This window comes from Arthrobacter sp. Z1-9 (genome assembly GCF_054792695.1).
Genome location: NZ_CP096456.1, coordinates 2524376 through 2551360, shown reverse-complemented (window position 1 = coordinate 2551360; position 26985 = coordinate 2524376). Strand labels below are relative to the sequence as shown.

At 65.3% G+C, this 26985-nt stretch carries 21 protein-coding genes and 2 tRNA genes; 12 read left to right on the top strand and 11 right to left on the bottom strand.

Features of this window, described 5'->3' with window-relative positions; translation table 11 throughout:
• The first annotated feature begins 90 nt into the window (after positions 1-90).
• Genes M1D93_RS11800 through M1D93_RS11780 form a run of 5 tightly spaced genes read left to right on the top strand, consistent with a single transcriptional unit; the run spans position 91 to position 6065 of the window.
• Positions 91-801 (top strand): NUDIX hydrolase, encoded by a 711-nt coding sequence (locus tag M1D93_RS11800; RefSeq protein WP_461171729.1) that lies wholly within the window; start codon positions 91-93, stop codon positions 799-801.
• Positions 798-2102, top strand: a complete 1305-nt coding sequence (gene nadA, locus M1D93_RS11795; RefSeq protein ID WP_461171728.1) for a quinolinate synthase NadA — start codon at positions 798-800, stop codon at positions 2100-2102. The genes M1D93_RS11800 and nadA overlap by 4 nt, the downstream gene beginning before the upstream one ends.
• Positions 2103-2119: 17 nt before the next feature.
• Positions 2120-3973, top strand: a complete 1854-nt coding sequence (gene nadB, locus M1D93_RS11790; RefSeq protein WP_461171727.1) for an L-aspartate oxidase — start codon at positions 2120-2122, stop codon at positions 3971-3973.
• Positions 3966-4907 carry a carboxylating nicotinate-nucleotide diphosphorylase gene (gene nadC, locus M1D93_RS11785; RefSeq protein ID WP_461171726.1) on the top strand — a complete coding sequence of 314 codons (942 nt, stop codon included), beginning with the start codon at positions 3966-3968 and terminating at the stop codon, positions 4905-4907. Before nadB ends, nadC begins: the two co-directional genes overlap by 8 nt.
• 3 nt (positions 4908-4910) lie before the next feature.
• Entirely contained in the window at positions 4911-6065 is a 1155-nt protein-coding gene (locus M1D93_RS11780) for a cysteine desulfurase family protein (protein WP_461171725.1), read from the top strand.
• Positions 6066-6128: 63 nt separating this feature from the next.
• Here the strand turns inward: M1D93_RS11780 and M1D93_RS11775 are convergent, their stop codons facing one another.
• A complete protein-coding gene (locus tag M1D93_RS11775; RefSeq protein WP_461171724.1) occupies positions 6129-6788 on the bottom strand; it encodes a DUF1684 domain-containing protein in 660 nt (219 codons plus the stop codon).
• 129 nt (positions 6789-6917) lie between these two features.
• Between M1D93_RS11775 and M1D93_RS11770 the strand changes: the two genes are divergently transcribed.
• Positions 6918-7727 (top strand): hypothetical protein, encoded by an 810-nt coding sequence (locus M1D93_RS11770; protein ID WP_461171723.1) that lies wholly within the window; start codon positions 6918-6920, stop codon positions 7725-7727.
• Positions 7728-7801: 74 nt separating this feature from the next.
• A complete protein-coding gene (locus M1D93_RS11765; protein WP_461171722.1) occupies positions 7802-8608 on the top strand; it encodes a transglutaminase-like domain-containing protein in 807 nt (268 codons plus the stop codon).
• A gap of 59 nt (positions 8609-8667) precedes the next feature.
• Here the strand turns inward: M1D93_RS11765 and M1D93_RS11760 are convergent, their stop codons facing one another.
• From M1D93_RS11760 to bcp, 8 genes are all read right to left on the bottom strand, one after another.
• Complete coding sequence (locus M1D93_RS11760) at positions 8668-9135, bottom strand: MarR family winged helix-turn-helix transcriptional regulator (protein ID WP_461175001.1); 468 nt, start codon at positions 9133-9135, stop codon at positions 8668-8670.
• Positions 9135-10244, bottom strand: coding sequence for an LLM class flavin-dependent oxidoreductase (locus M1D93_RS11755; protein ID WP_461171721.1), 1110 nt, complete (start codon positions 10242-10244; stop codon positions 9135-9137). Before M1D93_RS11755 ends, M1D93_RS11760 begins: the two co-directional genes overlap by 1 nt.
• Positions 10245-10360: 116 nt before the next feature.
• Complete coding sequence (locus tag M1D93_RS11750; protein WP_461171720.1) at positions 10361-13579, bottom strand: efflux RND transporter permease subunit; 3219 nt, start codon at positions 13577-13579, stop codon at positions 10361-10363.
• A gap of 71 nt (positions 13580-13650) precedes the next feature.
• Positions 13651-15153: a malate:quinone oxidoreductase gene (locus M1D93_RS11745; RefSeq protein WP_461171719.1), complete on the bottom strand. Its 1503-nt coding sequence runs from the start codon at positions 15151-15153 to the stop codon at positions 13651-13653.
• A gap of 79 nt (positions 15154-15232) precedes the next feature.
• The gene (locus tag M1D93_RS11740; RefSeq protein ID WP_461171718.1) at positions 15233-16903 is read right to left on the bottom strand and encodes an ABC transporter substrate-binding protein; all 1671 of its coding nucleotides are present in this window, start codon (positions 16901-16903) and stop codon (positions 15233-15235) included.
• Positions 16904-17063: 160 nt separating this feature from the next.
• Positions 17064-17750 (bottom strand): fasciclin domain-containing protein, encoded by a 687-nt coding sequence (locus M1D93_RS11735; RefSeq protein ID WP_461171717.1) that lies wholly within the window; start codon positions 17748-17750, stop codon positions 17064-17066.
• A 265-nt stretch (positions 17751-18015) separates the two neighbouring features.
• Positions 18016-18097, bottom strand: a tRNA-Leu gene (locus M1D93_RS11730).
• 114 nt (positions 18098-18211) lie between these two features.
• On the bottom strand, positions 18212-18685 hold the full coding sequence (gene bcp, locus M1D93_RS11725) for a thioredoxin-dependent thiol peroxidase (RefSeq protein ID WP_461171716.1): 474 nt from the start codon (positions 18683-18685) through the stop codon (positions 18212-18214).
• A gap of 96 nt (positions 18686-18781) precedes the next feature.
• Between bcp and M1D93_RS11720 the strand changes: the two genes are divergently transcribed.
• Positions 18782-19240 (top strand): MarR family winged helix-turn-helix transcriptional regulator, encoded by a 459-nt coding sequence (locus M1D93_RS11720; protein WP_458782136.1) that lies wholly within the window; start codon positions 18782-18784, stop codon positions 19238-19240.
• A 203-nt stretch (positions 19241-19443) separates the two neighbouring features.
• Here M1D93_RS11720 and M1D93_RS11715 read toward each other — a convergent pair.
• Positions 19444-19519: transfer RNA gene (locus M1D93_RS11715), tRNA-Lys, on the bottom strand.
• 304 nt (positions 19520-19823) lie between these two features.
• On the bottom strand, positions 19824-20948 hold the full coding sequence (locus M1D93_RS11710; RefSeq protein WP_461171715.1) for a sunset domain-containing protein: 1125 nt from the start codon (positions 20946-20948) through the stop codon (positions 19824-19826).
• Between the two features lie 319 nt (positions 20949-21267).
• On the opposite strand from M1D93_RS11710, the gene ilvD reads away from it, so the two are divergent.
• The 4 genes from ilvD to ilvC all read left to right on the top strand — a co-directional run bounded on the left by ilvD (position 21268) and on the right by ilvC (position 26874).
• The gene (gene ilvD, locus M1D93_RS11705; RefSeq protein WP_461171714.1) at positions 21268-22989 is read left to right on the top strand and encodes a dihydroxy-acid dehydratase; all 1722 of its coding nucleotides are present in this window, start codon (positions 21268-21270) and stop codon (positions 22987-22989) included.
• A gap of 343 nt (positions 22990-23332) precedes the next feature.
• Positions 23333-25240 carry an acetolactate synthase large subunit gene (locus M1D93_RS11700; protein ID WP_461171713.1) on the top strand — a complete coding sequence of 636 codons (1908 nt, stop codon included), beginning with the start codon at positions 23333-23335 and terminating at the stop codon, positions 25238-25240.
• 2 nt (positions 25241-25242) lie between these two features.
• Positions 25243-25755 (top strand): acetolactate synthase small subunit, encoded by a 513-nt coding sequence (gene ilvN, locus M1D93_RS11695; protein ID WP_050054685.1) that lies wholly within the window; start codon positions 25243-25245, stop codon positions 25753-25755.
• A 93-nt stretch (positions 25756-25848) separates the two neighbouring features.
• Positions 25849-26874: a ketol-acid reductoisomerase gene (gene ilvC, locus M1D93_RS11690; protein ID WP_461171712.1), complete on the top strand. Its 1026-nt coding sequence runs from the start codon at positions 25849-25851 to the stop codon at positions 26872-26874.
• The last annotated feature ends 111 nt before the right edge of the window (positions 26875-26985 follow it).

Below are 26985 nucleotides of genomic sequence, written 5' to 3'. Positions count from 1 at the left end.
TGGTTGCTGCCCGTAGTATTAGTTTTGGTCAAGATGACCATAACTAACGCGGACCCAGTCGCAGGTCCTGCAGGCCGGAAGGCGGTGAGGATGTACTCGAGCTCGGCGAATGTCTCGGAGCGCCAGGCGGCACCGCCGTCGCTGGCTATTTCCACTGTCATCTTTGCGCTGCGCCCCAGCGAAAGCTCCGGCCGGCCAACGCTGTGGCTGCCCCTGGTCCGCCGGATCCGGGAGCCGTACAAGGGGCTGTGGGCGCTGCCCGGAGGCCCGCTCAGCCACAGCGAATCCCTTCAGGACGCGGCAGCGCGGAACCTGGGGGAGACCACCGGCCTCGCTCCCAGCTACCTCGAGCAGCTCTACGCCTTCGGCGGGCTGCACCGCTCACCCACCCAGCGGGTGGTCTCGATCGTCTACTGGGCCCTGGTCCAACCAACGGAAGCCGCGCTCGCGGACGAATCGGAAAATGTCCGGTGGTTCAGGGCGGACCGGCTGGGGGACCTGGCCTTCGACCACAACGCGATCGTGGACTATGCGCTCTGGCGGCTGCGAAACAAGCTCGCCTACGGCTCGGTGGCCTACCACCTGCTGGGGGAATACTTCACCCTCGCCCAGGTCCGGGAGGTCTACGAGGCAGTGCTGGACAGGCAACTGGACCCCGCCAACTTCCGCCGGCAGCTCAAATCCACCCCGGACATTGAGGAAACCGGCGAGTACCTCCAGGGCGGCAAGCACCGCCCTCCCCGCCTCTACCGCTTCACCGGCCGGCCCGGCCTTGACCCAGACAACAGGAGCACACCATGAGCAGCGTCAACACAGCAATCCAGCTGATCACGCGCGAACAGGCCGCAACAGGCGCAACCGCAAAGGGCAGCACCTGCAGCCCCGCGCTGGCCAAGGGGCCGTGGGACTACGACCTCGCAGAGGCGCTCGCCGGCATCCCCGCCTACGGCCCCGGCGCTTCCAGCGCGGACGTGGCACCTCCGGCAACCCCCCGCCAGGGGCAGCTGCCGGAAGAGTACAAGCTGGCCGGCGACGCCGAACTGGGCGAGAGGATCCTGGCCGCGAAGGCTGCGCTGGGGGACAGAGCCGTCATCCTGGGGCACTTCTACCAGCGCGACGAAGTGATCCAGTACGCCGATTTCGTCGGTGACTCCTTCCAGCTGGCCAACGCGGCGCTGACCCGGCCGGACGCCGAGGCCATCGTGTTCTGCGGCGTCCACTTCATGGCCGAAACCGCTGACATCCTTTCCGCGCCGGACCAGGCCGTCATCCTGCCCAACCTGGCGGCCGGCTGCTCCATGGCGGACATGGCGGACACAGACTCCGTGGCCGAGTGCTGGGAGCAGCTCGAGGAGATTTACGGCACCGAGCCCGACGCCGACGGGCGGGTTCCGGTGCTTCCTGTCACCTACATGAATTCCTCCGCAGCCCTGAAGGCCTTCTGCGGCGAGCACGGCGGCATTGTCTGCACCTCCTCAAACGCTAAAACTGTCCTTGAGTGGGCGTTCCAGCGGGCCCAGCGGGTGCTGTTTTTCCCGGACCAGCACCTTGGCCGCAACACCGCAAAGGCGCTGGGTGTGCCCCTGGAACAGATGCCCATGTGGAACCCGCGCAAGGACCTGGGCGGCAATGATGAACAGGCACTGCTGGATTCCCGGGTCATCCTGTGGCACGGGTTCTGCTCGGTGCACAAGCGGTTCAACGTAGCCCAGATCGAAAAGGCCCGCGCCGACTTTCCCGGCGTCCAGGTGATTGTCCACCCGGAATGCCCCATGGAGGTGGTGGACGCAGCCGATTCCGCCGGGTCCACCGACTTCATCAAGAAAGCGATCGCGGCTGCCACGGAACCCACCACCTTTGCCATCGGCACCGAAATCAACATGGTGAACCGCCTCGCGGCAGAGTACCCGCAGCACACGATCTTCTGCCTGGATCCCGTCATCTGCCCCTGCTCCACCATGTACCGCATCCACCCCGGCTACCTTGCCTGGGTCCTGGAAGAACTGGTGGCCGGGCGCGTGGTCAACCGGATCACCGTCGCGGACTCAGTGCAGGATCACGCCCGGACAGCGCTGGAGCGCATGCTCGCGGCCAGGCCGTAATGACAAGGCCGCCTTTTATGTTTCCCTTCAAGGGTGGCGGTACGCCCGGACCCGCTGGTGTGCCCGGCGGCCCCAGCGTTACGGTCCGCCCGCGGCTGATCGTCGTGGGCAGTGGCATCGCCGGCCTGTACGCAGCCCTGCTGGCCACGGATGCCGGTGCCGATGTGGTGCTCCTGAGCAAAGGGGAGCTGAGTGAAAGCAACACCTGGTACGCCCAGGGCGGGATTTCTGCCGTGCTGGACGGTCCTGCTCCGGGTGACACCGTGGCTGCCCACATCGCGGACACGCTGCAGGCCGGAGCGGGGCATTGCAACGAAGCCGCCGTGCGGCTGATGTGCACGGAGGCGCGCCGTGATATCGCCGGGCTGCAACGCTTTGGCGTGCACTTTGATTCCGGTCCCGACGGCGGCCCTGCGCTGGGGCTGGAAGCGGCGCATTCCGCTCCTCGCATCCTCCACGCCGGGGGCGACGCCACCGGAGCGAAGGTGGCAGGGGCCCTGATCCGGTCAGTGCTCGCGCGGCAAGCAGAGGGAACCCTGGCGGTCCGGACCTCAGCCCACGCAACGTCCTTGCTGCAGCAGGTGGGGAAAGTCACCGGAGTGGAGTTCCTCCAGGACGGGAACAGGGCCACCGTGACTGGTGACGCCGTCCTGCTGGCAACCGGAGGAGCGGGCCAGCTGTTTGCCCGGACCACCAACCCCGCAGTGGCCACCGCCGACGGCCTTGCGCTCGCAGTCCGCGCCGGAGCTGAAGTAGCCGACCTGGAGTTCTTCCAGTTCCACCCCACCTGCTTGGTTTCCGGCACCGGTGCCGCGAACCCGGCCGCGGCACCCGGCCTGGACCAGGATCCGCTGCTCATCTCCGAAGCTGTCCGCGGCGAAGGGGCACTCCTCATCGATGGCAACGGGAAGCGGTTCATGCGGGCCTATCACCCGGACGCGGAACTGGCCCCGCGCGACGTGGTGTCGCGCAGCATCGCGCTGCACCTGGCCAAACTCGGGGACCCCAACGGCCACGTCTACCTCGACGCCCGCCCCATCGAAGCGGCCAAGGGGCAAGGATTCCTGGCCAGGCGCTTCCCCACCCTCACGCAAAGGACGCTTGACGCCGGTATCGACTGGACCCGGGAGCTGGTGCCCGTTGCACCCGCAGCCCACTACTGGATGGGCGGAGTGCTCACCGACCTGCACGCCAGGACTACGGTTGCCGGGCTGTATGCAGCCGGGGAAGTGGCCTGCACAGGGGTCCAGGGCGCAAACCGGCTGGCCAGCAACTCCCTTCTTGAGGGACTCGTCTTCGGCCGCCGCGCTGTCGAGCACTTCCTGGAAGGCAGCCCCGCAGGTCCCTCGGCGCCTGCGCTCCCGCCTCGCACCGGCAAACGCCTCGCAAGCTCGGCGGCCGGTGCGGACGCTCACGCGACAACGGCGCTGTCGGGACCTCCGGAACTGCCGCATGGATCCTTCGCGGCAAAGCCTGAGCCCGAGGCATCCGAGGCCGAAACAGTTCCTCAGCCCATCGAACGCTCCTTCACCCGACCTGAGCCGTTTTCGAGGGAGGCGCTTCGGCGGTTGATGACTGCCAAGGCCGGGGTGCTTCGCAATGGGGTGCTGCTCGGGGAGGCGGCGGAGGCCCTTGGCCGGTGGGCCGCCGTCGTCCGTCCTGAAGCTGTGTCCGCCGGCGGGGATGTCCGGGACCACGAGGACCGGAACCTGCTGCTGGCCGCACAACTGCTGGTGGCTGCGGCGCAGGGGCGTGCGGAATCCCTCGGCGCCCATTACCGGAGCGACAGTCCGGCTGATGCGGCCGGCATCGCCAATGAACTTGTTGAATCGACCCGAACGCGTCCGAAAGCGAGCCTTGTCCATGACTGAGTTGTCCACCACAGAGAAGCCCATAACAGCTAAGTCCGTAACGCTCCCCGCCGGCAGCGGGCGCGTTGACCTGACGCTGCCGACCGCGCCGGTGCGGGAAATTTTGGAGCGCGCCTTTGCAGAGGACGCTCCTGCCGGGGACATCACCTCACAGCTGCTGATACCCGCTGATGCACGGGCCACGGCTGTACTGAACGCGCGGGTGCCCGGCGTGCTCAGCGGCGCCACGGTGTTCCGGGACGCCATGCAGCTGGTGGATCCCGACACCGACGTGGAACTGCTGCTCGGCGACGGAGAGACGTTCGACGCCGGCACGCACCTCGCGAGGGTCAGCGGTCCGGCCAGGTCGGTCCTGCTCGCCGAACGCGTGGCCCTGAACCTCGTGCAGCGGATGTCCGCCATCGCCACGAGGACCGCGGAATTCGTCCGGCTGACCGAAGGTACGTCCGCGCGGATCACCGACACCCGCAAGACCACGCCCGGGCTGCGGATCCTGGAGCGGTTCGCCGTGCGCTGCGGTGGCGGCGCCAACCACCGGTACAGCCTCTCCGACGCCGTCCTGGCCAAGGACAACCACCTCGCCGTGATGACGGGCGGGGATGCGGCCAGGCTTACTGCGCTCCTCACCGCAGCCAAAGCGCAGCTGGGGCACACCACGCACTTTGAGGTGGAGGTGGACCGGATGGACCAGATCGAGCCGGTCCTGGCGGCCGGTGTGGACACCATCATGCTGGATAACTTCACGGTGGAGGAGCTGGCGGCCGGCGTGGCCCTGGTAGCCGGGCGTGCGCGGGTGGAGGCGAGCGGAAACGTGAACCTCGGGACGGTTGCGGCGATAGCGGCCACGGGAGTTAACGTCATCTCCGTTGGCGCCCTCACCCACACGGTGGCCGCCCTTGACCTCGGGCTGGACGTCGAACTGACTGTCGGGTGACCCGTGATCTTCCTTGATGCCGCCGCCACCACCCCCGTCCGCCGTGAGGTGCTCGAGGCGATGTGGCCATACCTCACGGGTGAGTTCGGCAACCCCTCAAGCCATCACACCCTGGGCGAGGCTGCTGCCGCTGCGCTCGCCGGTGCCCGCTCGTCCGTCGCGGCCGTCCTTGGCTGCCGGGCCGGTGAAGTGACATTCACGTCAGGAGGAACGGAAGCGGACAACCTCGCCGTCAAGGGGATTGCCCTGGCCCGGCAGGCGGCAAATCCGCAGCTCAACCGGGTGGTGATCAGCGCCGTCGAACATCCCGCGGTGGAGGAATCTGCCCGGTACCTGGAGCGCTTCCACGGCTTCGCGGTTGACGTGGTTCCGGTTGACGGGGAAGGGCTGGTAACGCCGGAGGCGTTCAGGGCCGTGCTTCGGCCGGAAACGGCGGCGGCCAGCGTGATGTATGCCAACAACGAGGTGGGGACGGTGCAGCCCATTGCCGAACTGTCCGCCCTGGCTCGCGGATTCGGCATCCCGTTCCACACTGATGCCGTCCAGGCGGCTGGCTGGCTGCCGCTGGACACCAAAGCATTGGGCGTGGATGCGATGAGCCTTTCGGGGCACAAGGTAGGGGCGCCCAAGGGCTGCGGTGTGCTGTTCGTCCGCGGCCGCACCAAGGTGGAGCCGCTGGTCCACGGCGGCGGGCAGGAACGCGGCCGCCGCTCGGGAACAGAAAACGTGGCAGGAGCCGTGGGCCTCGCCACCGCGCTCACGCTGGCCCAGGCCCGCCAGGCGGAGGAACGACGGCGGGTGGCGGCGCTGCGGGACACGTTTATCAGCGCGGTGCTCAGCGGTGTCCCAGGCGCAGTCCTCACGGGACATCCCGTTGACCGGCTGCCTTCCGTTGCTTCCTTCTGCTTCCCCGGCACCAGCGGTGAATCCGTGCTCCTTGAGCTGGAACGCCAGGGCGTGGTGTGCTCCAGCGGGTCAGCCTGCGCCGCGGGTTCGGACGCGCCCTCGCCGGTGCTCACCGCGATGCGCATCGCCCCGGAAGTGGCCCAGACGGCCGTCCGTTTCAGCTTCGATGCAGCGGTGGCTGAAACGGACCTGGAAGCGGCGGCAGCGGCGGTGCTTGGCGCCGTTGGCAGGGTGAGGGCACTGGCCGGCTAGGGCCCCTTCGCTGGGGGGACTGCTGCAGGCGGGCGGAAGGCCCCGGACGCCGGCACGGTGACCTCAGTAGAGCTCGCCCACCGGGATCTCGACGGCCAGCCGGTTGGACGCTCCGGGCAGCGGGCAGGCCCAGGCCTCGTTGTAGGCGCACGACGGGTTGTAGGCAAAGTTGAAGTCCAGGACAAACCCGGCGTCCGGTCCGGTGCCTTGTACGCCGTGGAACGCGCCCTTGATGGTGTCCAGCAGGTACCGTCCGCCCCCATAGCTGCCGCCGGGCTGGCCGGCGGTGGCGTCACGGAACGGCACGAAGATACCGCCGCCGTACCCCTGCAGTTTCCACACAGCGAGCTGCCCCATTTCCGGCAGGTCGAACGTTCCCAGCCGGACAAACCGGACCACCCCGTCGGTGCCGGTGTCCACGCTCATTTCGCGCCCTGCGCCCTCTTTTGTCAGCGGCACATGGAAACGGTAGATGGGATCGTAGTCGGCAGTCTTCAAGCCGGAGAAGCGGGCTTTGTCCCGCGTGTCCAGGGCAGATGCCGGGTGGGTGGCGAACATCAGGTCGCGCTGGTGGCGCCAGTAGGAGTGCGCCTCGGCCGGGCTTTCCAGCGAAATTTTGCGGACGTTGTGGTACAAGGCGAAGGTCCGCAGCCGCCAGTCAGCGATGTCGACGGCGGAGATGTCCGTCCGGTCTTCTTCGGCTGTTCCCCGATGCTCTTCCATAGCCCCCAGCCTAGTCCCAGGGCACCGGTATACCGCCGACGGCGACACGAACCCGGGTGCGTGCACTTCCGGGAGGGGAAACGCCTTCCGGTCATCACCGGCGGCCACGGCCCCCGCTAGGCTGGCGGCATGAGAGGCAATGCAACAACGACGGTCCGGTCCGGAGCGCTGCTGATGGTTGGCGCACTTCTTGCGGGCTGTTCAACAGCGGGGCCCGCGGCGCCGGGGTGGACAGCGCAGCCGGACTCCACCGGCGCAGGCACCACGGCACCGGCTTCAGCTGATGCCCCGGCGTCAGCAACGCCAACAAACGGTCCGGGCGCCAGTGCCACGGCGACCACGGATCCGCGGGCCGTTGCTACTGCCCCGGCCTGGAAGACCTTCTCGGATCCCGGCAGGACCGTCAGCTTCGACCTCCCGGAGGACTGGATCGCGCAGTCCGTCACGCCCGAGGAAGGGACGCTGCCCGGCGCACTGAAGGTTGAGGTGAAGAAGCCGGACGGCACTTTCCTGGCAGCCCTGCGGACGGGATTGCCGCCGTCGTCCGCTGAATGTGCAGATGCCTCGCGCCGGCCGTATACGGTGATCAGCAGCGTTCCGGTGGAAGTATCCGCGGCAGGCGGCGAAGGAACCATACCGCCCAGGGTGGTTTTCCGGGTGGTCCACGGGTACCGCTACTTCGGCTCCTACGGGATTACCAATGTGGTGGGCGGCTCCGGCGGGCAGGCGTGCGAGCTCCGCAACATCGTCCGTGGCCCGGCCGGGAAAGGGGACTACTCCTTTGGCGATGTGGTCTCCGTCAGGGCCTTTGCCCCGGATGAAAAAGTCGCTCCGGCCAAGGCCTTCGACACCCTGGACCAGGCCGCCCGGTACGCCTCGGAAGGCACTGAATTCGCCAACGTCCAGCGGATGCTAATGTCTCTGGAGATCAAAAACTAGTCCCGTTCCCGGCCCCACCACGCGCCGGGCAGAGCGGGGACTTGTCTTCCACCGCCGAACACCCCCGGAGAACCATGGAACGCAGTGTTTCCGCACGACTGGTCTTCAAGACCGTAGCCAACACCAAGGTGGCCATGGCCATCGCCGTAGCGCGGAACAACGGTTACTCCTCGTTCGAGGAGTCCCTGTCCGTCACAGCCGGGGGAGGCGAGGTTCCCCTCACCGAGATATCCGACCACCACGGAGGCAGGTTCCACTACATGGAGTTCGCCGACCCGGCGGAAGTAACGGTGGAATACTCGGCCACGGTGGCCGGTAAGGCCGAGCCCGAGGACGCGGAGCTTGCCGACAGGATCCGCTACGTCCGTCCAAGCCGCTACGCCGAATCCGACCGGCTCCTGCCCACGGCTTATGCAGAGTTCGAAGGAATGCACGGCGGCGAGCTGCTGCAGGCCGTCCGCAACTGGGTGAACGGGGAACTGCGGTACCTCAGCGGATCCTCCCGTGGTACCGACGGTGCTGTGGAAACGCTCCTGAGCCGCCGTGGGGTGTGCCGGGACTTTGCTCATTTGGCCATCGCGCTGCTGAGGTCCAAGGACATTCCAGCCCGGCTGGCCGCCGTCTACGCGCCCGGCTTGAGCCCGATGGATTTCCACGCCGTGGCAGAAGCGTACGTGGAAGGTGCCTGGCACGTCATCGATCCCACCGGCCTCGCCCCGCGGGAATCAATGCTGCGCATCACGGCCGGGCGCGACTCTGCCGATACAGCCTTCCTCTCCACGGTGGGGGGAAGCCTTATCCTCAACCAGCTGCAGGTCACTGCCGTTGTCAACGGCACGCTGCCGGTAGAGGATCCTGCCCGGCCGGTGAAACTGGGCTAGCAGGCTCGGGACGCCCGGCGCCGGGTGCGGCGCCGGCCTGTACCCGGTTCTTCGCGCAGCTAGCGGGGAGCCAGCGAGCTCCTCAGCTTCTCGGTCAGCCTTCGCAGCTCCTTCTGCTCCGCCGGGGTCAGCGCGGGACCCATCAGGGTGGAGATGTCCCGGACGTGCTCGCGCCCGATCTCCTTCTGCAGTTCCCGGCCGGCGTCCGTCAGCTGCAGGAGCACGCCCCGGCCGTCCTCCGGGGCAGGCATTCTGGCCACGAGCCCGCGTTTCTCCAGCCGCTCCACCAGGCGGCTGAGGCTGGACTGGCTTAGCAGGACGTTGTCGTTGAGCTCGTTGAGGCGGAGCCATCCGGTGGGACAGCGCGAGAGCGTGAACAGGACGTCATACTCGTTCACCGCGAGCTTCCGGAACGCCGGGCCGGACTGCAGCTTGCGCATCACGGCCACCTGGGCGCGGAACAGCGACTCCCAGGTTTCAGCGGCGAGGCGGACCGGCGACTCCGACTCTGCATTCCTGGCCGCCATCATGCCTCCGCAGCGGACTTGTCGGCATCCTGCGCTGCCAGCAGAGCAGCCACCCGGGCGGCGTGGGTGGGCGGTTCGGGAACGTGGGCCGGCTTGCGGGCCGCGTATTCCTTGCGCAGCACGGGCAGGACTTCCTCGCCGAACAGGTCCAGCTGCTCCAGTACGGTTTTGAGCGGCAGGCCGGCGTGGTCGATGAGGAACAGCTGGCGCTGGTAATCGCCGAAGTACTCCCGGAACGTCAGGGTCTTCTCGATCACTTCCTGCGGGCTGCCAACGGTCAGCGGCGTCTGGGAGGTGAAGTCCTCCAGGGACGGCCCGTGACCGTACACCGGAGCGTTGTCGAAGTAGGGGCGGAATTCCTTGACGGCGTCCTGTGAGTTCTTCCGCATAAAGAACTGGCCGCCCAGGCCCACAATTGCCTGGTCTGCCGTGCCGTGGCCGTAGTGCTCGTAGCGCTCACGGTAGAGGCCGATCAGCTGCTGGTAGTGCTCCTTGGGCCAGAAGATGTTGTTGGCGAAGAAGCCGTCCCCGAAGTAGGCGGCCACTTCGGCGATCTGCGGGGTGCGGATGGAACCGTGCCACACGAAGGGGGCGACGCCGTCGAGCGGGCGGGGGGTGGACGTGAAGTTCTGCAGCGGCGTGCGGAACTTTCCGGACCAGTTCACGGTGTCCTCATCCCACAGCTTGCGCAGCAGGCTGTAGTTTTCGATCGCGAGCTCAACGCCGTCCTGGATGTTCTTGCCGAACCACGGGTACACCGGCGCCGTATTGCCGCGGCCCAGGACCAGGTCCACCCGGCCGTCGGCGAGGTGTTGGAGCATTGCGAAGTCTTCCGCGATCTTCACCGGATCATTGGTGGTGATCAGCGTGGTGGCCGTGGACAGGGTGATGCGTTCCGTCTGCGCGGCGATGTAGGCAAGGGTGGTGGTGGGGGAGGAGGAGAAGAAGGGCCGGTTGTGGTGCTCGCCCAGGGCGTAGACATCCATGCCGATTTCCTCGACCTTTTTGGCAATCGCGACGGAGGCCTTGATGCGTTCGTTCTCCGTAGGGGTGCGGCCCGTGGTGGGGTCCGTGGTGATGTCGCTGACGCTGAAAACACCGATCTGCATGATGTGCCTTTCCGTTGCTTGCACTTGCTGGCCTTGGTTCCAGTATAGGCCAATTTAGATGCATTTGCATCTATCGCCGGATACAACGCTGCCGGGCGGAAAATATTCCGCTTTTGCTATTCGGGGCTTCCGGGGGCGGCGCGCCGGCCGCTGACCTTGGGGACCATCCCGGTGGTCCAGTCGCGGAACTCCTCGTCCATGTCCGTTCCGGGGCCAAACTCCGGGCGTTCCTGCAGCTCGCGGAGCAGCGCCTTCCTTTCGCGGCGGCCCTCCACCAGGCGGTACAGCACCGGCACCAGTACCAGGGTCAGGGCGGTGGAGGAAATAAGCCCGCCGATAACCACCACGGCCAGCGGCTGCGAGATGAAACCGCCGCCGCCCGTGAGGCCAAGTGCCATGGGGGTGAGGGCGAAAACTGTGGCCAGGGCGGTCATGAGGATCGGGCGGAGCCGCTGGCGGGCACCATGCGTGATGGCATCAGCAACGTTCATCCCCGGCCTCCCATCACGTGGTTGCCGGTACTGGTTGATGAGGTCGATCAGCACAATGGCGTTGGTGACCACGATTCCCACCAGCATCAGCATGCCGATCAGGGAGGGCAGTCCCAGCGGAACCCCGGTCACCAGGAGCAGGGCCACGGCACCGGTGGCCGCGAACGGCACCGAGACCAGCAGGATCAGCGGCTGGATCAGCGACTTGAAGGTGGCCACCATAATCACGTAGACGATGGCGATGGCGGCCAGCAGCGCGAGCCCGAGTTGCTGGAATGACTCCTGCTGCTGGGTGGTGGCACCGCCGAGTTCAGCGGTGACTCCGGCCGGCAGCTGTACCTCCGCAAGGCGTTTCTGGACCTCCGCGTTGACCGCACCGAGGTTGGATTCCGACGGCGTTACGGAGACACGCGCTGTGCGCTGGCCGTTGCTGGCAGTAATGGAGACCGGCACGTCCACCTGTTCCACCGACGCGATGCTGGCCAGCGGGACGGGCCCGCCCGCCGCGGGCAAGGGGATGCGGCGGACAGCGTCGATGCCGGTGAACCTGGTGCCCTGGCCGATCTGGACCGGGAAATCGTCGGCGTCGATCCGTACCGTTCCGGCAGGGATAGGGCTGATGGTTGACGCGAGGACGCCCGCCACCTGTTCTTCGTTAAGCCCGGCAGCCACGGCTTTGGCCCGGTCCACCTTCACCTGGACCACCGGCTGGCTGGCGGCCAGGTTGGTGGCTACCTCGCTGGTGCCCGGAACGCCGGTCATGGCCTGGACCATGGTGTCGCTTGCTGCCTGCAGGTCGGCCGTGGTGGCGGCCTTGATGGTGATGTCCACCGTGGATGAGGTCCCGAAGCCGCCCTGCTGGGTGCCCACGGAAACCTTCCCGGAGTCGGGCACCTTTATCAGTTCGTTCCGCACCGTCTCCTGCAACTGCGCCTGGTCTGCCTTCTCATCCGTAACCACGGTGAACGTTGAGTTGGACGAACCGGTGGAGGTGAGCGCCGCAAAGCCGGCCTGGGCGTTGCCGGAGGTCACCTGGACGTCCCGGACGCCGTCGATCCCGCGCAGGACCTCTTCGACGCGGATAGCGGCGGCGCTGGTGTCCGCCAGGCCGGTGCCTGCGGGGAGCACCTGGCGGACGGTCAGGCTGTTCTGGCCGGAATTGCCCAGCAGGTTGGTTGCCAGCAGCGGTGTCATGGCGGCGGTCGCGCCGAGGACCAGGCCGGCGGCCACAAGGGTGATCACCGGATGCTTCTGCGTTTTGGACAGGACGGGCAGGTACCCGCGCTGCAGCCTGCTGCGCTGTTCCGCTTCCTGGGCTTTGGCGCGGGCATCGGCTGCGTTCTGCCGTGCTGCGTCACTGCCGGGGGAGGTGCCGGGATTCCGCAGGAACCAGTACGCGAGCACCGGAACGATGGTCAGCGAGACCAGCAGTGAGGCCAGCAGCGCCATGGTGACCGTGAGTGCGAAAGGCCTGAACAGTTCGCCGGCCAGTTCACCTACAAAGGCGATGGGGAGGAAAACGGCCACGGTAGTGAGGGTGGACGCTGTGATGGCGCCGGCCACTTCCCTGATGGCTGTCAGGATGGCGGTGACTTTATCTTCCCCGTAGCTGAGGTGCCGCTTGATGTTCTCGATAACCACAATCGAGTCGTCAACCACGCGGCCGATGGCGATGGTCAGGGCGCCGAGCGTGAGGATGTTCAGCGAGTAGCCGGTGGCGGACAGGCCGATGAAGGTAATCAGGAGCGAAAGCGGAATGGATACGGCCGTCACCAGCGTGGACCGGGCAGACATCAGGAAGACCAGGATGACCGCAACGGCGAACCCCAGTCCCAGCAGGCCCTCCGTGGTGAGGTCCTTGATGGATTTTTCGATGAAAGGGGTCTGGTCGAATACCGGCGTGAACTTGGCGTTGGAGCCGAGTTCGGCTTCAAGTTCCGAAAGTGTGTCCCGCACGGCATGGGAGATGCCAACAGTGTCGCCTTCAGGTTTTTTGGTGACGGAGACGGCGAGCGTCTCTTCGCCGTTGGTCCGCGTGATGGAGGTGCGTTCGTCGTCCTTGAGCGAGACATCGGCCACGGTGCCGATCGTGGCGGCGTTTTTTGCCCCGGCGAGGGGGAGTGCCTTGATGGCGTCCAGTGAATCCACCGGGCTGCCGATCTGCAGGGAAAGGGTTTTGCCCTGCTCTTCAAGCGTCCCGGCCGGAACCAGCGTGCCGTTGTTGCCCAGCGCATCGCGGATCGAGGTGATGCCGGCGCCGGCCGCAGCCATTGCGTCCGGGCGGGGAAGGATCTCGATGTGCTGGGTGGCGCCGCCGGTCACGTCGGCGCCGCGGACGCCGTCGATCTTCTGCAACCGGGGCACGCTCAGCCGCTGGAGATCGGCGTTCAGCTCGCTCAGCGTCTTGTCCGAGGACACCGCCAGGAACACGATGGGGAAATCGTTGATACTGCCGGCAAAGGCCTGCGGCTGTACGTCCTCGGGCAGGGAGCGCTTGGCGTTGGAGATGGCCCTGTCAATCTGGTTCCGGGCCCGGTCCAGGTTGGACCCGTACGTGAAGACCATGGTGATCTGCGAGACGCCGTTGCGCGACGTGGAGGAGGTGGATTCCAGCCCCTCCACGCCGTTCAGCGCGGTCTCCAGCGGCCCGCTGACCTGTTTGTCCACCACCTCCGGGGAGGCCCCGGGCATGGCAGTCAGCACCGTGATCTGCGGGAACTCGATCGAAGGGATGAGTTCCTGCTTCAGCGACGACATGGTGATCACGCCGAAGACGGAAGCGAAAACGGTGATCAGAGCGATCAATGCCCGGTTTGCCAGTGAGAGTTGTGCCAGCCGGAACATCGGATCGGTCTCCTGTGGGGTTTAACTGACTGTTGTGGTTACCGGAAGCCGGCCACAAACCCCGGCAGGGGTCAGTGGTTGGCGGAAACGCTCTCCAGCTGGAGGGACCTGGCCGTTGCCCTTTCGAGCTCCATCGCAAGGTCCGGGTTGTCATCGAGCTTGACGCCGTAGCCCGGCATCATGTCCTTCAGCCTGGACTGCCAGCCCTTGAAATTCTTCGGGAAGGCCTTCCGCAGCAGTTCAATCATGATCGGCACCGCGGTGGAGGCTCCGGGGGAAGCCCCGAGGAGGGCGCCGATGGAACCGTCACGGCCGGCGATCACTTCAGTGCCGAACTGAAGGACGCCGCCCTTCTGCGGGTCTTTCTTGATGATCTGTACACGCTGGCCGGCCGTGATCAGTTCCCAGTCGCCTGCCTTGGCTTCCGGGTAGTACTCGCGGAGCGCCTCGACCTTGTCTGCGTGCTTCTTGGCCACTTCCTTGACCAGGTAGGCCGTGAGGTCCATGTTGTCCTTGGCCACAGCGAGCATGGGGATGATGTTGCTGGGCCGGATGGACAGGGGAAGGTCCAGGTAGGAGCCGCTTTTGAGGAAGTTGGTGGAGAACCCCGCGTAGGGGCCGAACAGGAGGGAGCGCTTGCCGTTGACGTAACGCGTGTCCAGGTGGGGCACCGACATGGGGGGAGCTCCCACGGACGCCTGGCCGTACACCTTGGCGCTGTGCTGCGCCGCCAGCTTTTCGTCCGTGCAGCGGAAGAACTGGCCGGAGACTGGGAACCCGCCGTAGCCCTTGCTTTCCGGGATGCCGGAGGCCTGCAGCAGGTGGAGCGCGCCGCCGCCGGCGCCCACAAAGACGAACTTGGCGTGGATCTTGCCGTGCTCTCCGGACTTGGGGTACTTCAGCGAAAGGTTCCAGCCGCCGTCGGACGCCCTGGAGATGCCGGTGACGTCGTGGCCGTAGTTGATCTCGACGCCGTTGTTCCCCAGGTAGGTGGTCAGCTCCCGGGTGAGTGCCCCGAAGTCCACGTCCGTGCCCTCGGCGGCGCGGGTGGCCGCGATCCGCTGCTGCGGGTCCCGCCCCTTCACGATCAGCGGAGCCCACTTGCCGATCTGGCCGTGGTCCTCGGAGTACTCCATGCTGCGGAACAGGGCGTGCGGCTTCAGTGCCTCGTAGCGGGTCTTCAGGAATCTGGTGTTCTCCTCGCCGATCACGAAGCTCATGTGCGGCACGGTGTTGATGAAGCCCTTGGGCGAACCGATCAGGGACTGGTCCACGAGGTGGGACCAGAACTGGCGGGAAAGCTGGAACTGCTCGTTGATGAGCAGTGCTTTGGCGGGGTCCACCGAGCCGTCTTTGGCTGCGGGGGAGTAGTTGAGTTCACAGAGGGCGGCGTGGCCGGTTCCGGCGTTGTTCCACGGGCCGGAGCTTTCCAGCCCGGGCTCGTCCAGCCGCTCGAACATGGAGATGGTCCAGTCCGGTTCCAACTGCTTGATGAATGCCCCCAGCGTGGCGCTCATGATGCCGCCGCCAATCAGGACGACGTCGGCATGTGGGGTCTTGGAAATGAAGGTCACGATCAGTCTCCGATTGCAGCGGCTCTGGCTGTCACAGAATATCCCCGGGCGGCCCTACTACTGAAATTGGCCGGAACCGTCAAGGCTCCAGTTGCACTTTAGTGAAAACTTCATTTAAGACAGGCGACGCCGGATAGCTCAGCACGCGGTCCGAAAGGGCCAGCGCCGAGATGGGGAAGGCAATGGGCACCGCGGGGACGGACGCCGCGATCTGGGCATTGATGGTGTGGTACTGCTTATCGCGTTCCTCGCCCTCCGGCAACCCGCGCGCCCGGTTGATCTTCGAAAAAACCTGCGGGTCCTGGTAGCCGAACTCGCCGTTCTTTTCTCCGAAGAGGGGGCCCACAAAGTTGTCGGCGTCCGAGTAGGAGCCGTTCCATCCGAGGAGGTGGAGCGCGTGGTCCCCGGGGGACTGGACCTTTTGCAGGTAGCCGTCCGACCAGTCGACAGGAACGGGCTGGATGTTGAGCCCTACCGCCGTGAGCTGCCGGCTGATTTCGGCGTATACCTTCTCCGGTGTGGGCAGGTAGGGCCGGGTGACGTTCATCGGGTAGTAGAACCTCAACGCTTCGCCCGCGTACCCGGCCTCCTTGAGGTATTCCCTGGCCTTTGCGGGGTCATGGCCCAGGGCGGGGGCATCGTTATTGAATCCGCTGATTTTGGGCGGGACGAACTGTGTGGCCTCGGCAGTGTTGTCGATGAAGAATTTGCGGATCAACACCTCTTTGTCGATGGCCATCTCGATGGCCTGCCGGATCTTTTGGTTTTGCAGGATCGGAATTTCCTGGTTGAGCCCCAGATACATCACCGAGAACGGATCACGCTGCACAATCTGTTTTCCGCGCTTCACCAGTTGGTCGAAGTTGCCCACCGTTACGGCGTCGTACCCGTCGATCTTGCCGTCCAGCAATGCCTGGAGACGTGCCTGGGGATGGTTATAGGCCACGAAGTTGATGATGGCGATCTGGCCGCGGTCCCCCCAGTAGGACGCATTGTTGGCCAGGGTCACACTTCCTTCATCCCAGGATTTCAGGCTGAAGGGCCCTGTTCCCACGGGATTGGTTGCGAAGGCGGACATAGCCTGGCCGCCGCGGTTCTGGTCCAGCACGTCCGCGTTGCCGGCGGCCAGTGCTGCGGGGGAGGCGATGGCGAAAGCCGGCAGGGTCAGAGCCTGCAGGAACGCGGTGAAGCGCTGGGTGAGCTCGATCTGCACGGTGTCCGGGGACAATGCGGTGCAGCTCTTGAAAATGGACAGTTCCGGCTCGTCCGAGTGCGCCTTGAAAACGCCCTTGAACGAGCTGCCGGGGGCCTGCCGGCGAAGGTCTTCCGAGAAAGCGAACCAGCGGTTGAAGTTGGTGCAGACGGCGTCCGCGTTGAACGGCGTGCCGTCTGAGAACGTCACGCCGCTGCGCAGCTTGAAGGTGTAGGACCGGCCCTCGTTGGACTCACTCCACTCGGTGGCGAGCAGCGGGGTGGGTTTGCCGGTGGTCTGGTCCACGCCCACCAGGCCCTCAAGGATCTGCCGGGTGATGCGCTGGGACTCGACGTCGCTGGACAACGCCGGGTCCAGGCCCAGCGGCTGTACTGCTGTGCCGAAGTTGAACGTGGCAGTGGGCTCGGCAGCGGTGGTGGGTGCCTCGGATGTTGACGACGGCGAGGGGGCCGGAACGCCGGTGCATGAGGTAACGCTCAACGCCAGGAGGACAGCGCCGGTCGTGATGACCGTCCGCCGCGATGGACTGCTGGGCACTCGTTCATCACCTCTGGATCTTGCCGCCCCGCCGACTGCGGGCCGGAACCCAGTGTAGTTGACCCCATCCTCCGGTTGGCCGGCGGCCCGCGCAAGGCACCCGGCAGGAAAAAGCCGGGGCCCGGTCCTGTCGGATCGGTCCCCGGCTCAGCCTCTCAGATTACTTGGGCATCAGCACCGAGTCGATCAGGTAGACGGTCGCGTTCTTCGTCTTGACGCCGCCGCAGATCACACTGGCATCGTCCACCTTGAGGGCGTCACCGCTGCCGGTAACGGTGACGGACCCGCCCTGGACGGTGGCGTGGGTACCGGCGATCTTGTCAGGAGTGATCTGGCCGGGAACCACGTGGTAGGTCAGGATCTTGCTCAGGAGGGCGTCGTCGGTCTTGAGGGTCTCGATGGTGGCTGCATCGATCTTTGCGAAGGCGTCATCAACCGGCGCGAAGACCGTGAACTCTCCACCGTTGAGGGTGTCAACCAGGTCCACCTTGGGATTCAGCTTGCCGGATACCGCGGCGGTCAGGGTGGTGAGGATCGGGTTGTTGGATGCTGCCACCGCCACGGGATCAAGTGCCATGCCTTCAACGGAGCCGGCGCCGGTGGGAACCTGCTCGGCGTACCCTGCGCAACCCGGACCAACCAGGTTTGCGGCCGGATCCATGGCGGCTGCGGAGGCGCTGGCTGACGGGGAAGGAGCCATGCTGGAGGCCGAGGGTGCGGCCGAGGGGGCGGCCGCCGGGGCAGAGGAAGTAGCGGTGCCGGCCGAGCCGCCACACGCTGTGAGGCTCAGCAGAGCTGCAGCTGCAACGCCTGCGACGGTGAAAGTTGTGCGCTTGATTGTCTGCATTTCGGTTCTCCTTGGTATTAGCGTTTCGCCTGGCCGCGGACGGGATGTCCGGGGTGTTGTTTGCGTCTGGCTGGTGGGCACCTGCCCTTGGCTGGTGTCTCAATGGGTATTCGGCAGCTGTGCGAAGACGGATGGGTCAAACATCAAGGAGTTTTCGGCGGGCTCGGAATTTGCGCGTCTCCTGGCGCCGGCGCTGCGGGTCTGGGGTATTAACAAAAAAGAGATCCCCCGGCCGGAGCCGAAGGATCTCTATCTTTATGCAGTGTGCGCAAGGGGGGACTTGAACCCCCACGCCCGAAGGCACAGGAACCTAAATCCTGCGTGTCTGCCAATTTCACCACTCGCGCTTGCCCCGGCAACGTTTTTCAGACTCTTGTTAATGAGCTGTGGAACGTACGACGCCGGATGCCAGTTTTCATTGTAGCGTTGCGCAGGCGGGGCCTGCGTCAGCGCCGGTCAGGTCAGGCTTCCAGCTTCAGGTCCCGGCGCAGCTTGGCCACGTGTCCTGTGGCGCGGACGTTGTACTGTGCAAGCGCCACCTTCCCGGCCGGATCAACCACGATGGTGGAACGGATCAGGCCCTGGTAGGTCTTGCCGTAGTTCTTCTTTTCACCCCATGCCCCATAGGCCTCGGCCACGGCATGGTCCTCGTCGGAGAGCAACGGGAAGCTGAGGGCTTCCTTGACGGCAAATTTTGCCAGTTTCTCCACCGGGTCAGGGGAGATGCCCAGCACGTCATATCCCGATGACTGCAGGGATGCCAGGTTGTCCCGGAAATCGCAGGCCTCCTTGGTGCATCCGGGTGTCGACGCTGCGGGGTAGAAGTAGACGATGGTGTGGCGGCCCGGGCGCGGTGCCAGGCTGGTGTCTTTACCGGCTGAATCCCGAAGCGTGAACGGGGGCGCGTCGTCACCGGTTACGAGTTTGTCAGCCAAAGTTTTTCTCCTTGTTGCAGGCGGGACACACCAGCCTAGTAAGCAGTCTGGAGGAGTGCTAATCGACACTTGGCTATACTTGCTGCTATGCCTGATATGGATCACTGGCCCACAGGGCGCCTCTTGTCCACTGCTGCGCGCCTCGTCGAACACTCATGGAATGAAAAACTCGGGGCTATAGGCCTTACCCATGCTGGTGTTATCGCTATTGAGGTTCTCAACGCGCAAGGACCTATGACGCAGGCGCAGCTTGCCCAGTACGTGCGGGTTCAGGCCCAGACCATGGGCAAAACGCTCAGCAGGCTGGAGTCCCACGGCCACATCGCGCGGGTCCGCAGCACGTCGGACCGCAGGAGCCACGTGGTGTCGCTCACCGAACGGGGCAAGGAAGCCGTCGCTGCTGCCGTGGAGATGGAGCGTTCGGTGCTGGCTGCTGCCACCATCGACCCCGACGTCCTGCGCCAGGAACTCCAGGCAGTTGTCCGGGAACTGGCAAGCCAGTTCGGGTCGCCCGCAACCGGAGCCCTTTTGGATAACCCGTCCATGACCCCGTAACTATCGCTGCCAGTGCCGCTGGTGCGGCCGGCATCCAGGCGTGATCCAAGCTTCACTTGAAGCTGGGGTCACGCCTTTCCTTTTAGCCGTTCGACCATCGAGGGCAGCGTGCAGCGTTGCTCGCGGAAAGAGCGGTACAGGTGCCGGATAAAACAAAACAGCCCCCGGCCCGCGTTTCCGCAAGCCGGAGGCTGTTTTCCCAGTGGTGCACCCCCCGGGACTTGAACCCGGAACCCATTGATTAAGAGTCAATTGCTCTGCCAATTGAGCTAGAGGTGCATCTTTTGTTTCGATCTTTCAGGCTTTTTATTTCCCGGTTGATCTCCGCAACGACATGAAACTCTACACGAACTTCCGGTGCATGTGAAATCGACGCCCGCCAACAGTTCCGGCCGTGCCTGAAGGTGGCAAAACTGGCGCAAAGTCGGGGTTTTTGTTGTTGTTCAGCTGCCAACAACCGCTGTCGGGCCTGCCCGGCCGTCCCGGCGGCGCCCGTTCTTGCCTGTGAAATGGGCCACAGGAGCACTTCCCCTATTCCCCCGGGGCGCCGTCCAAATCCGCCGGCCGGGCTGCGGGACTGTTGCTAGCTCCGCCGACGCCTAGGTGCCCGGAACCCGGCAGCTTCAGCGTGCGCGGCGGATTCAAACCACACGCCACCCCGGGTCTGCTCATAGTCGGGGTGTCCCTGCTCGTAGTAGACCATCGCACTGGCGTCCCCCTTGACGGTGTAGTCCGCCGGTCCGCTGCCGTCCGCCGCGGCCGACGCCGAGCCCGCACCATACGGCTCTTCGGCTGCCAGATGCCCCGCCAGCTCCCTCACTCCCGAGCCGGCACCGCCCAATGGGTCCTGGGTGTGGTTGGCGCCGGTTTCCACCAGCGCCGAGGAGTGCGCCCGTTCCTGGGTTTCTGTCGCTCCCGCGTTGCCGGGGAGGTGGACGCCTGCCGCAGGCGCGTTCTCTGCGCTGCCATTGGTGCCGGAGGTGCTGCCGAAGGGGACCGGGGCGGAAACTGCAGTGCCGGCGTCGTCCGCGTCCTCCAGGGCGGCTGTCTCGGCACCCGGCAGGGTGGGGGCGTGGGGTTCCGTGTACTCGAAGTGGTGAACCGGCCGCCGTGCATCTGCGCTCTCACCCTCGGCAGCAGGACGCCCGCCGTCGGGCTGTCCAGGCTCTGCCTGACGCAGCCCGGCGGGGTTGGGTTGCCCGGGGGAGTGGGCAGGCGATGCCGGTGCTGATCCTTCCCGGTGGCCGGCCTCCCGGTCGTGGGTGGAACCGGAGGCCTCCGACCATTGGGTTTCCCATTCAGTGTCTTCCTGGACCCGGCCTTCATGGTGTCCGGTTCCTTCTCCACGGTCCGTCCCGGCTCCGCTGCCGACGGCAGTCGCGCCTGCCCTGCTGTGGCCCTGCGGTGCCGGAGTGCTTCCCGCCGGCGCCTTTGTTTCCACTGGTTCATCTGCAGTGGTGGGCGCTGCAGGTTCCGCCGGGGCACCGAACCCGGCGGCACTGGCAATTCCCGTTGTACCGGCAGCTTCGGCGGACGCTGCTGCGCTGCCGCCGGAGAGTGCTCCATCTGTGCGGTTTTCCCCCTCGCTGCGGCCCTTTTCGGCCTGGCCGGTATTACCTTGGGCAGCATCGGATTTCTTGGCGTTCAGCCTCCACCACACAACACCTGCCAGTACAGCGAGCAGAATGATCAAGAAGACAGCTTCCATGGCAAGCCCTTCGGTCAGTTGGCAAGGTCCCTTGCCCCGACGCTACGTCGGGTCCACACCGCTGTCCAGCACTTGAACAGCCCCGACGTCCCTTTGGGCGTCCCCAGCGGTAGCGTCCCTCAATGGGGGAACCAGGGACGGTGCCGTGGCCTTGAAGCTGGCGCCTCAGTGACCTGGACCTCGTGAACCGCTAGGTAGTAAATGCATATCTCAATATTCGAGATGCCAGTCCACTATCTGATCGAAAAATTCGCTGTTTTCCGCTTAACGGGTAGCGCTCTGTCGTTGGGCCGCCCCGCGGAGCCATAGAATTTCCCTTATGAGTGAGGACACCCAGATCGCGACCGACAACAAGCCTGACATCAAACCCCGCAGTCGGGTAGTAACTGACGGCATCCACGCTGCCCCCGCACGCGGCATGTTTCGTGCCGTTGGCATGGGCGATGATGACTTCGCCAAGCCCCAGGTCGGTGTCGCCAGCTCCTGGAACGAAATAACTCCCTGCAACCTCTCGCTGAACCGGCTCGCGCAGGGCGCCAAGGAAGGCGTGCACGCCGGCGGCGGGTTCCCCATGCAGTTCGGCACCATCTCCGTCTCGGACGGCATCTCCATGGGCCACGAAGGCATGCACTTTTCGCTGGTTTCCCGTGAAGTCATTGCCGACTCCGTGGAAACCGTGATGCAGGCCGAGCGCATCGACGGCTCGGTCCTGCTGGCCGGCTGTGACAAGTCCCTCCCGGGCATGCTGATGGCAGCAGCCCGCCTTGACCTGTCCAGCGTCTTTCTTTATGCCGGCTCCATCATGCCCGGGTGGGTGAAGCTTGAGGACGGCTCCGAAAAGGAAGTCACCCTCATTGATGCCTTCGAGGCCGTAGGTGCCTGCGCTGCCGGCAAGATGAGCATGGAAGACCTGACGCGCATCGAAAAGGCCATCTGCCCGGGTGAAGGCGCCTGCGGCGGCATGTACACGGCCAACACCATGGCCTGCATCGGCGAGGCCCTGGGCATGTCCCTGCCCGGGTCCGCCGCTCCGCCCTCGGCAGACCGCCGTCGTGACGAATTCGCCCGCAAGTCAGGCGAAGCCGTGGTGAACCTGCTGCGCCTCGGCATCACCGCCCGCGACATCATGACCAAGAAGGCCTTCGAAAACGCCATCGCCGTAACCATGGCTTTCGGCGGCTCCACCAACGCCGTGCTGCACCTGCTGGCCATTGCCCGCGAGGCCGAGGTCGAGCTGACCCTCGACGACTTCAACCGCATCGGCGACCGGATCCCGCACCTGGGCGACCTGAAGCCGTTCGGCCGCTACGTGATGACCGACGTCGACAAGATCGGAGGCGTGCCCGTCATCATGCGCGCACTGCTCGACGCCGGGCTGCTGCACGGCGACTGCCTCACCGTCACCGGCAAGACCGTTGCCGAAAACCTCGAGGCCATCAACCCGCCGGACCTTGACGGCAAGATCCTTCGCGCGCTGGACAACCCGATCCACAAGACCGGCGGCATCACCATCCTGCATGGTTCCATGGCCCCCGAGGGCGCAGTGGTAAAGAGCGCAGGCTTCGACGCCGACGTTTTCGAAGGCACCGCCCGCGTTTTCGAGCGCGAACAGGGAGCCCTGGACGCGCTGGACAACGGCCAGATCCACGCCGGCGACGTCGTGGTCATCCGCTACGAAGGACCCAAGGGCGGCCCGGGCATGCGCGAAATGCTCGCCATCACCGGCGCCATCAAGGGTGCCGGGCTGGGCAAGGACGTCCTCCTGCTCACCGACGGGCGCTTCTCCGGCGGCACCACCGGCCTGTGCATCGGACACGTTGCTCCCGAAGCAGTGGACGGCGGCCCCATCGCCTTCGTCAAGGACGGCGACCGTATCCGGGTGGACATCGCAGCGCGCAGCTTCGACCTTCTGGTTGACGAGGCAGAGCTCGAAGCCCGCAAGGTGGGCTGGGAGCCGCTGCCGGCCAGGTACACCAAGGGCGTCCTCGCCAAGTACGCCAAACTGGTGCACAGCGCCAGCACCGGTGCCTATTGCGGGTGATACCTGCAGGTTGGTGGCTGACCCAACTAGGTAGCGCTAAGTGTCGTTTTGAACGCCCAAAACGACACTTACTGCTACTTAGTTGGGGGAGTCCGCCAAAGAGTGGACAATGATGTCCACATGGTGAGATCGGGTAGCGGCTCGTTGACACGTATCTCACCAGAGGGAAAACTGAACGCATGACCTTCGTTACCGGCACCGTCGTCGTCCTTACCAAGCGCGTGGCACATTAGCCCGGGTAACGAACCGTCACGCGCAACCCCTCGAAGAGCCGCCAGGCTGAGGGGTTTTTTTATTTCCCGCAGTTTCCACGAACCACAGATGATCCACAAGGAAGAGTCCGATGAGCAAAGGATCGCCGATCAGCCCCTCGCTGATGGCTACTAAGTCCGCTGGAGCCGCCAAGGCTCCGGAACGCGCCGACCGGACGGCCGACCCCGCCGTCGTCGTCGCCGACCTTGCTGCTGCCTCTCCTGTCCTTGGGCCGAACAACGTTGTACCCCCAACGGTGATGACCGGCTCGCAAGCTATTGTCCGCGCGCTCGAAGAACTCGGCGTCGACGATATTTTCGGTTTGCCCGGTGGCGCGATCCTGCCCACCTATGACCCCTTGATGGCCTCCAGCATGAACCACGTCCTGGTCCGTCACGAACAGGGAGCCGGCCACGCCGCGCAAGGCTACGCCATGGTCACCGGGCGGGTGGGCGTTTGTATCGCCACCTCGGGCCCGGGCGCCACCAACCTCGTTACCGCCATCATGGACGCCCACATGGACTCCGTGCCGCTGGTGGCCATTACCGGCCAGGTGTCCAGCGGTGTCATCGGCACCGACGCCTTCCAGGAAGCCGACATCGTGGGCATCACCATGCCTATCACCAAGCACTCCTTCCTGGTGACCGATCCCAACGATATTCCGCACGTGATGGCTGAGGCCTTCCACCTCGCCTCCACCGGCCGCCCGGGACCTGTCCTTGTGGACGTGGCCAAGGACGCCCAGGTTGGCCAGATGACCTTCTCCTGGCCGCCCCGGGTTGACCTGCCGGGTTACCGGCCGGTCACCCGCGGGCACAACAAGCAGGTACGCGAGGCTGCAAAGCTGATCGCCGCAGCCCGGAAGCCGGTGCTCTACGTGGGCGGCGGCGTGGTCAAGGCCCATGCCTCTGCCGAGCTGCTGGCACTCGCGGAGGCCACCGGCGCCCCGGTTGTGACCACGCTGATGGCCAAGGGTGCCTTCCCGGACTCCCATCCCCAGCACATGGGGATGCCCGGCATGCATGGCACCGTCTCGGCTGTGACGGCCCTGCAGCAGTCAGACCTCCTGATCACCCTCGGCGCCCGTTTTGATGACCGCGTCACCGGGGTGCTGAAGACCTTCGCGCCCATGGCGAAGGTCATCCACGCCGACATCGATCCTGCAGAGATCTCCAAGAACCGCACCGCGGACGTCCCCATCGTTGGTTCCGTCAAGGAAATCATTCCGGAGCTCACCGAAGCCGTACGCACCCAGTTCGAGGCGGCCGGCACACCGGACCTCACCACCTGGTGGGCATTCCTTAACAACCTCAAGGAAACCTACCCGCTGGGCTGGACCGAGCCGGACGACGGACTGACTGCTCCGCAGAAAGTCATCGAGCGCATCGGCGCGCTGACCGGTCCGGAAGGCATCTACGTGGCGGGCGTCGGCCAGCACCAGATGTGGGCAGCACAGTTCATCAAGTACGAGCGCCCGCACGCCTGGCTGAACTCGGGCGGCGCCGGCACCATGGGCTATGCCGTCCCGGCTGCGATGGGCGCCAAGGTGGGGGAGCCCGACCGTGTTGTCTGGGCCATCGACGGCGACGGCTGCTTCCAGATGACCAACCAGGAACTGGCCACCTGCGCCATCAACAAGATCCCCATCAAGGTTGCGGTCATCAACAACTCCTCGCTGGGAATGGTGCGGCAGTGGCAGACCCTCTTCTACGAGGGCCGCTACTCGAACACCGACCTCAACACCGGCCATGACACTGTCCGCATCCCCGACTTCGTCAAGCTGGGGGAGGCCTACGGCTGCGCCTCGTTCCGCTGCGAACGCGACGAGGACATCGACGCCACCATCCAGAAGGCCCTCGAAATCAACGACCGCCCCGTGGTCATCGACTTCGTGGTGAGCCCCAACTCCATGGTGTGGCCGATGGTGCCCGCCGGCGTGAGCAACGACCAGATCCAGGTTGCCCGCAACATGACCCCGGAATGGGAAGAAGAGGACTGACCATGAGCCGCCACACACTTTCCGTCCTGGTTGAAGACAAACCGGGCGTGCTGACCCGCGTCGCCAGCCTCTTTGCCCGCCGGGCCTTTAACATCAACTCACTGGCCGTCGGCCCCACCGAGGTCCCGGGCATCTCCCGGATGACCGTGGTGGTCGACGCCGACGGGGACCTCATCGAACAGGTCACCAAGCAGCTCAACAAACTGATCAACGTCATCAAGATCGTTGAGCTGACCTCCGAATCTTCCGTACAGCGTGACCACATCCTGGTCAAAGTACGTGCGGATGCCGCAACACGTCTGCAGGTGACCCAGGCTGCAGACCTGTTCCGAGCCTCAGTGGTCGACGTCTCCACCGATTCCGTCGTCATTGAAGCAACCGGCCACCCCGAAAAGCTCACCGCACTGCTCTCAGTGCTCGAGCCCTTCGGCATCCGCGAAATTGTGCAGTCCGGCACCCTGGCCGTTGGACGGGGATCCCGCTCCATGAGTGACAGGGCGCTGCGTTCCGCGTAGGACACCGTCAAGGGTCCGCCCCGGCAGTACGCAACGCCCGTAACCGCACCACCACATACCTATCTACAAATCCACTCAAGAGGAGTTACGCAAGTGACTGAAATGTTTTACGACGACGACGCCGACCTGACCATCATCCAGGGCCGCAAGGTTGCCATTGTTGGCTACGGCTCCCAGGGCCACGCCCACGCGCTCAACCTGCGCGACTCCGGCGTCGAGGTCACCATCGCCCTGAAGGAGGGCTCCAGCTCGATCGCCAAGGCCGAGGACGCCGGCTTCACGGTCAGGAACGTCGCCGACGCCGCCGAATGGGCCGACGTCATCATGATCCTGGCACCGGACCAGCACCAGCGCTCGATCTACAACGACTCCATCAAGGACAAGCTGACCGCCGGCAAGGCCCTTGCCTTCGCCCACGGCTTCAACATCCGCTTCGGCTACATCCAGGCACCCGAGGGCGTTGACGTCATCCTGGTTGCCCCCAAGGCTCCGGGCCACACCGTACGCCGCGAGTTCGAGGCCGGCCGCGGCATCCCCGACATCATCGCCGTCGAACAGGATGCCTCCGGCTCCGCCTGGGACCTGGCCAAGTCCTACGCGAAGGCAATCGGCGGTACCCGCGCCGGCGTCATCAAGACCACCTTCACCGAAGAGACCGAAACCGACCTCTTCGGCGAGCAGGCTGTCCTCTGCGGCGGCGTGTCCCAGCTGGTCCAGTACGGCTTTGAGACCCTGACCGAAGCCGGCTACCAGCCGCAGATCGCCTACTTCGAGGTGCTCCATGAGCTCAAGCTCATTGTTGACCTCATGTGGGAAGGCGGCATCGCCAAGCAGCGCTGGAGCGTTTCCGATACCGCTGAGTACGGCGACTACGTCTCCGGCCCGCGCGTCATCACCCCCGCGGTCAAGGAAAACATGCAGGCTGTCCTTGCCGACATCCAGTCCGGTGCCTTCGCCAAGCGCTTCATCGAAGACCAGGACAACGGCGGCGTCGAGTTCAAGGAACTGCGTGCCAAGGCTGAGCAGCACCCCATCGAGGCTGTTGGCCGGGAACTGCGCTCCCTGTTCTCCTGGCAGCAGCAGGACGTGGACTACGTTGAAGGTTCCGCCGCCCGCTAAGGCTGCCGCTTAGGCGCCACCAACAAGGCAGCAGTGAGGCCGGGTTCACACTTAACAATGTGAGCCCGGCCTTTCCGTCGGCCTAGACTTGTTTCCATCCCCCGGACTGCA

Excerpts from the sequence above, each read along its gene's own strand:
- nadB (WP_461171727.1), top strand. The coding sequence starts at position 2,120 with ATGTTTCCCTTCAAGGGTGGCGGTACGCCCGGACCCGCTGGTGTGCCC.
- M1D93_RS11775 (WP_461171724.1), bottom strand. The coding sequence starts at position 6,788 with ATGGAAGAGCATCGGGGAACAGCCGAAGAAGACCGGACGGACATCTCC.
- ilvN (WP_050054685.1), top strand. The coding sequence starts at position 25,243 with ATGAGCCGCCACACACTTTCCGTCCTGGTTGAAGACAAACCGGGCGTG.
- ilvD (WP_461171714.1), top strand. The coding sequence starts at position 21,268 with ATGAGTGAGGACACCCAGATCGCGACCGACAACAAGCCTGACATCAAA.
- M1D93_RS11760 (WP_461175001.1), bottom strand. The coding sequence starts at position 9,135 with ATGGCGGCCAGGAATGCAGAGTCGGAGTCGCCGGTCCGCCTCGCCGCT.
- M1D93_RS11750 (WP_461171720.1), bottom strand. The coding sequence starts at position 13,579 with ATGTTCCGGCTGGCACAACTCTCACTGGCAAACCGGGCATTGATCGCT.
- M1D93_RS11770 (WP_461171723.1), top strand. The coding sequence starts at position 6,918 with ATGAGAGGCAATGCAACAACGACGGTCCGGTCCGGAGCGCTGCTGATG.
- nadA (WP_461171728.1), top strand. The coding sequence starts at position 798 with ATGAGCAGCGTCAACACAGCAATCCAGCTGATCACGCGCGAACAGGCC.
- M1D93_RS11720 (WP_458782136.1), top strand. The coding sequence starts at position 18,782 with ATGGATCACTGGCCCACAGGGCGCCTCTTGTCCACTGCTGCGCGCCTC.
- nadC (WP_461171726.1), top strand. The coding sequence starts at position 3,966 with ATGACTGAGTTGTCCACCACAGAGAAGCCCATAACAGCTAAGTCCGTA.
- M1D93_RS11700 (WP_461171713.1), top strand. The coding sequence starts at position 23,333 with ATGAGCAAAGGATCGCCGATCAGCCCCTCGCTGATGGCTACTAAGTCC.
- M1D93_RS11735 (WP_461171717.1), bottom strand. The coding sequence starts at position 17,750 with ATGCAGACAATCAAGCGCACAACTTTCACCGTCGCAGGCGTTGCAGCT.
- M1D93_RS11800 (WP_461171729.1), top strand. The coding sequence starts at position 91 with ATGTACTCGAGCTCGGCGAATGTCTCGGAGCGCCAGGCGGCACCGCCG.
- M1D93_RS11710 (WP_461171715.1), bottom strand. The coding sequence starts at position 20,948 with ATGGAAGCTGTCTTCTTGATCATTCTGCTCGCTGTACTGGCAGGTGTT.
- M1D93_RS11755 (WP_461171721.1), bottom strand. The coding sequence starts at position 10,244 with ATGCAGATCGGTGTTTTCAGCGTCAGCGACATCACCACGGACCCCACC.
- M1D93_RS11765 (WP_461171722.1), top strand. The coding sequence starts at position 7,802 with ATGGAACGCAGTGTTTCCGCACGACTGGTCTTCAAGACCGTAGCCAAC.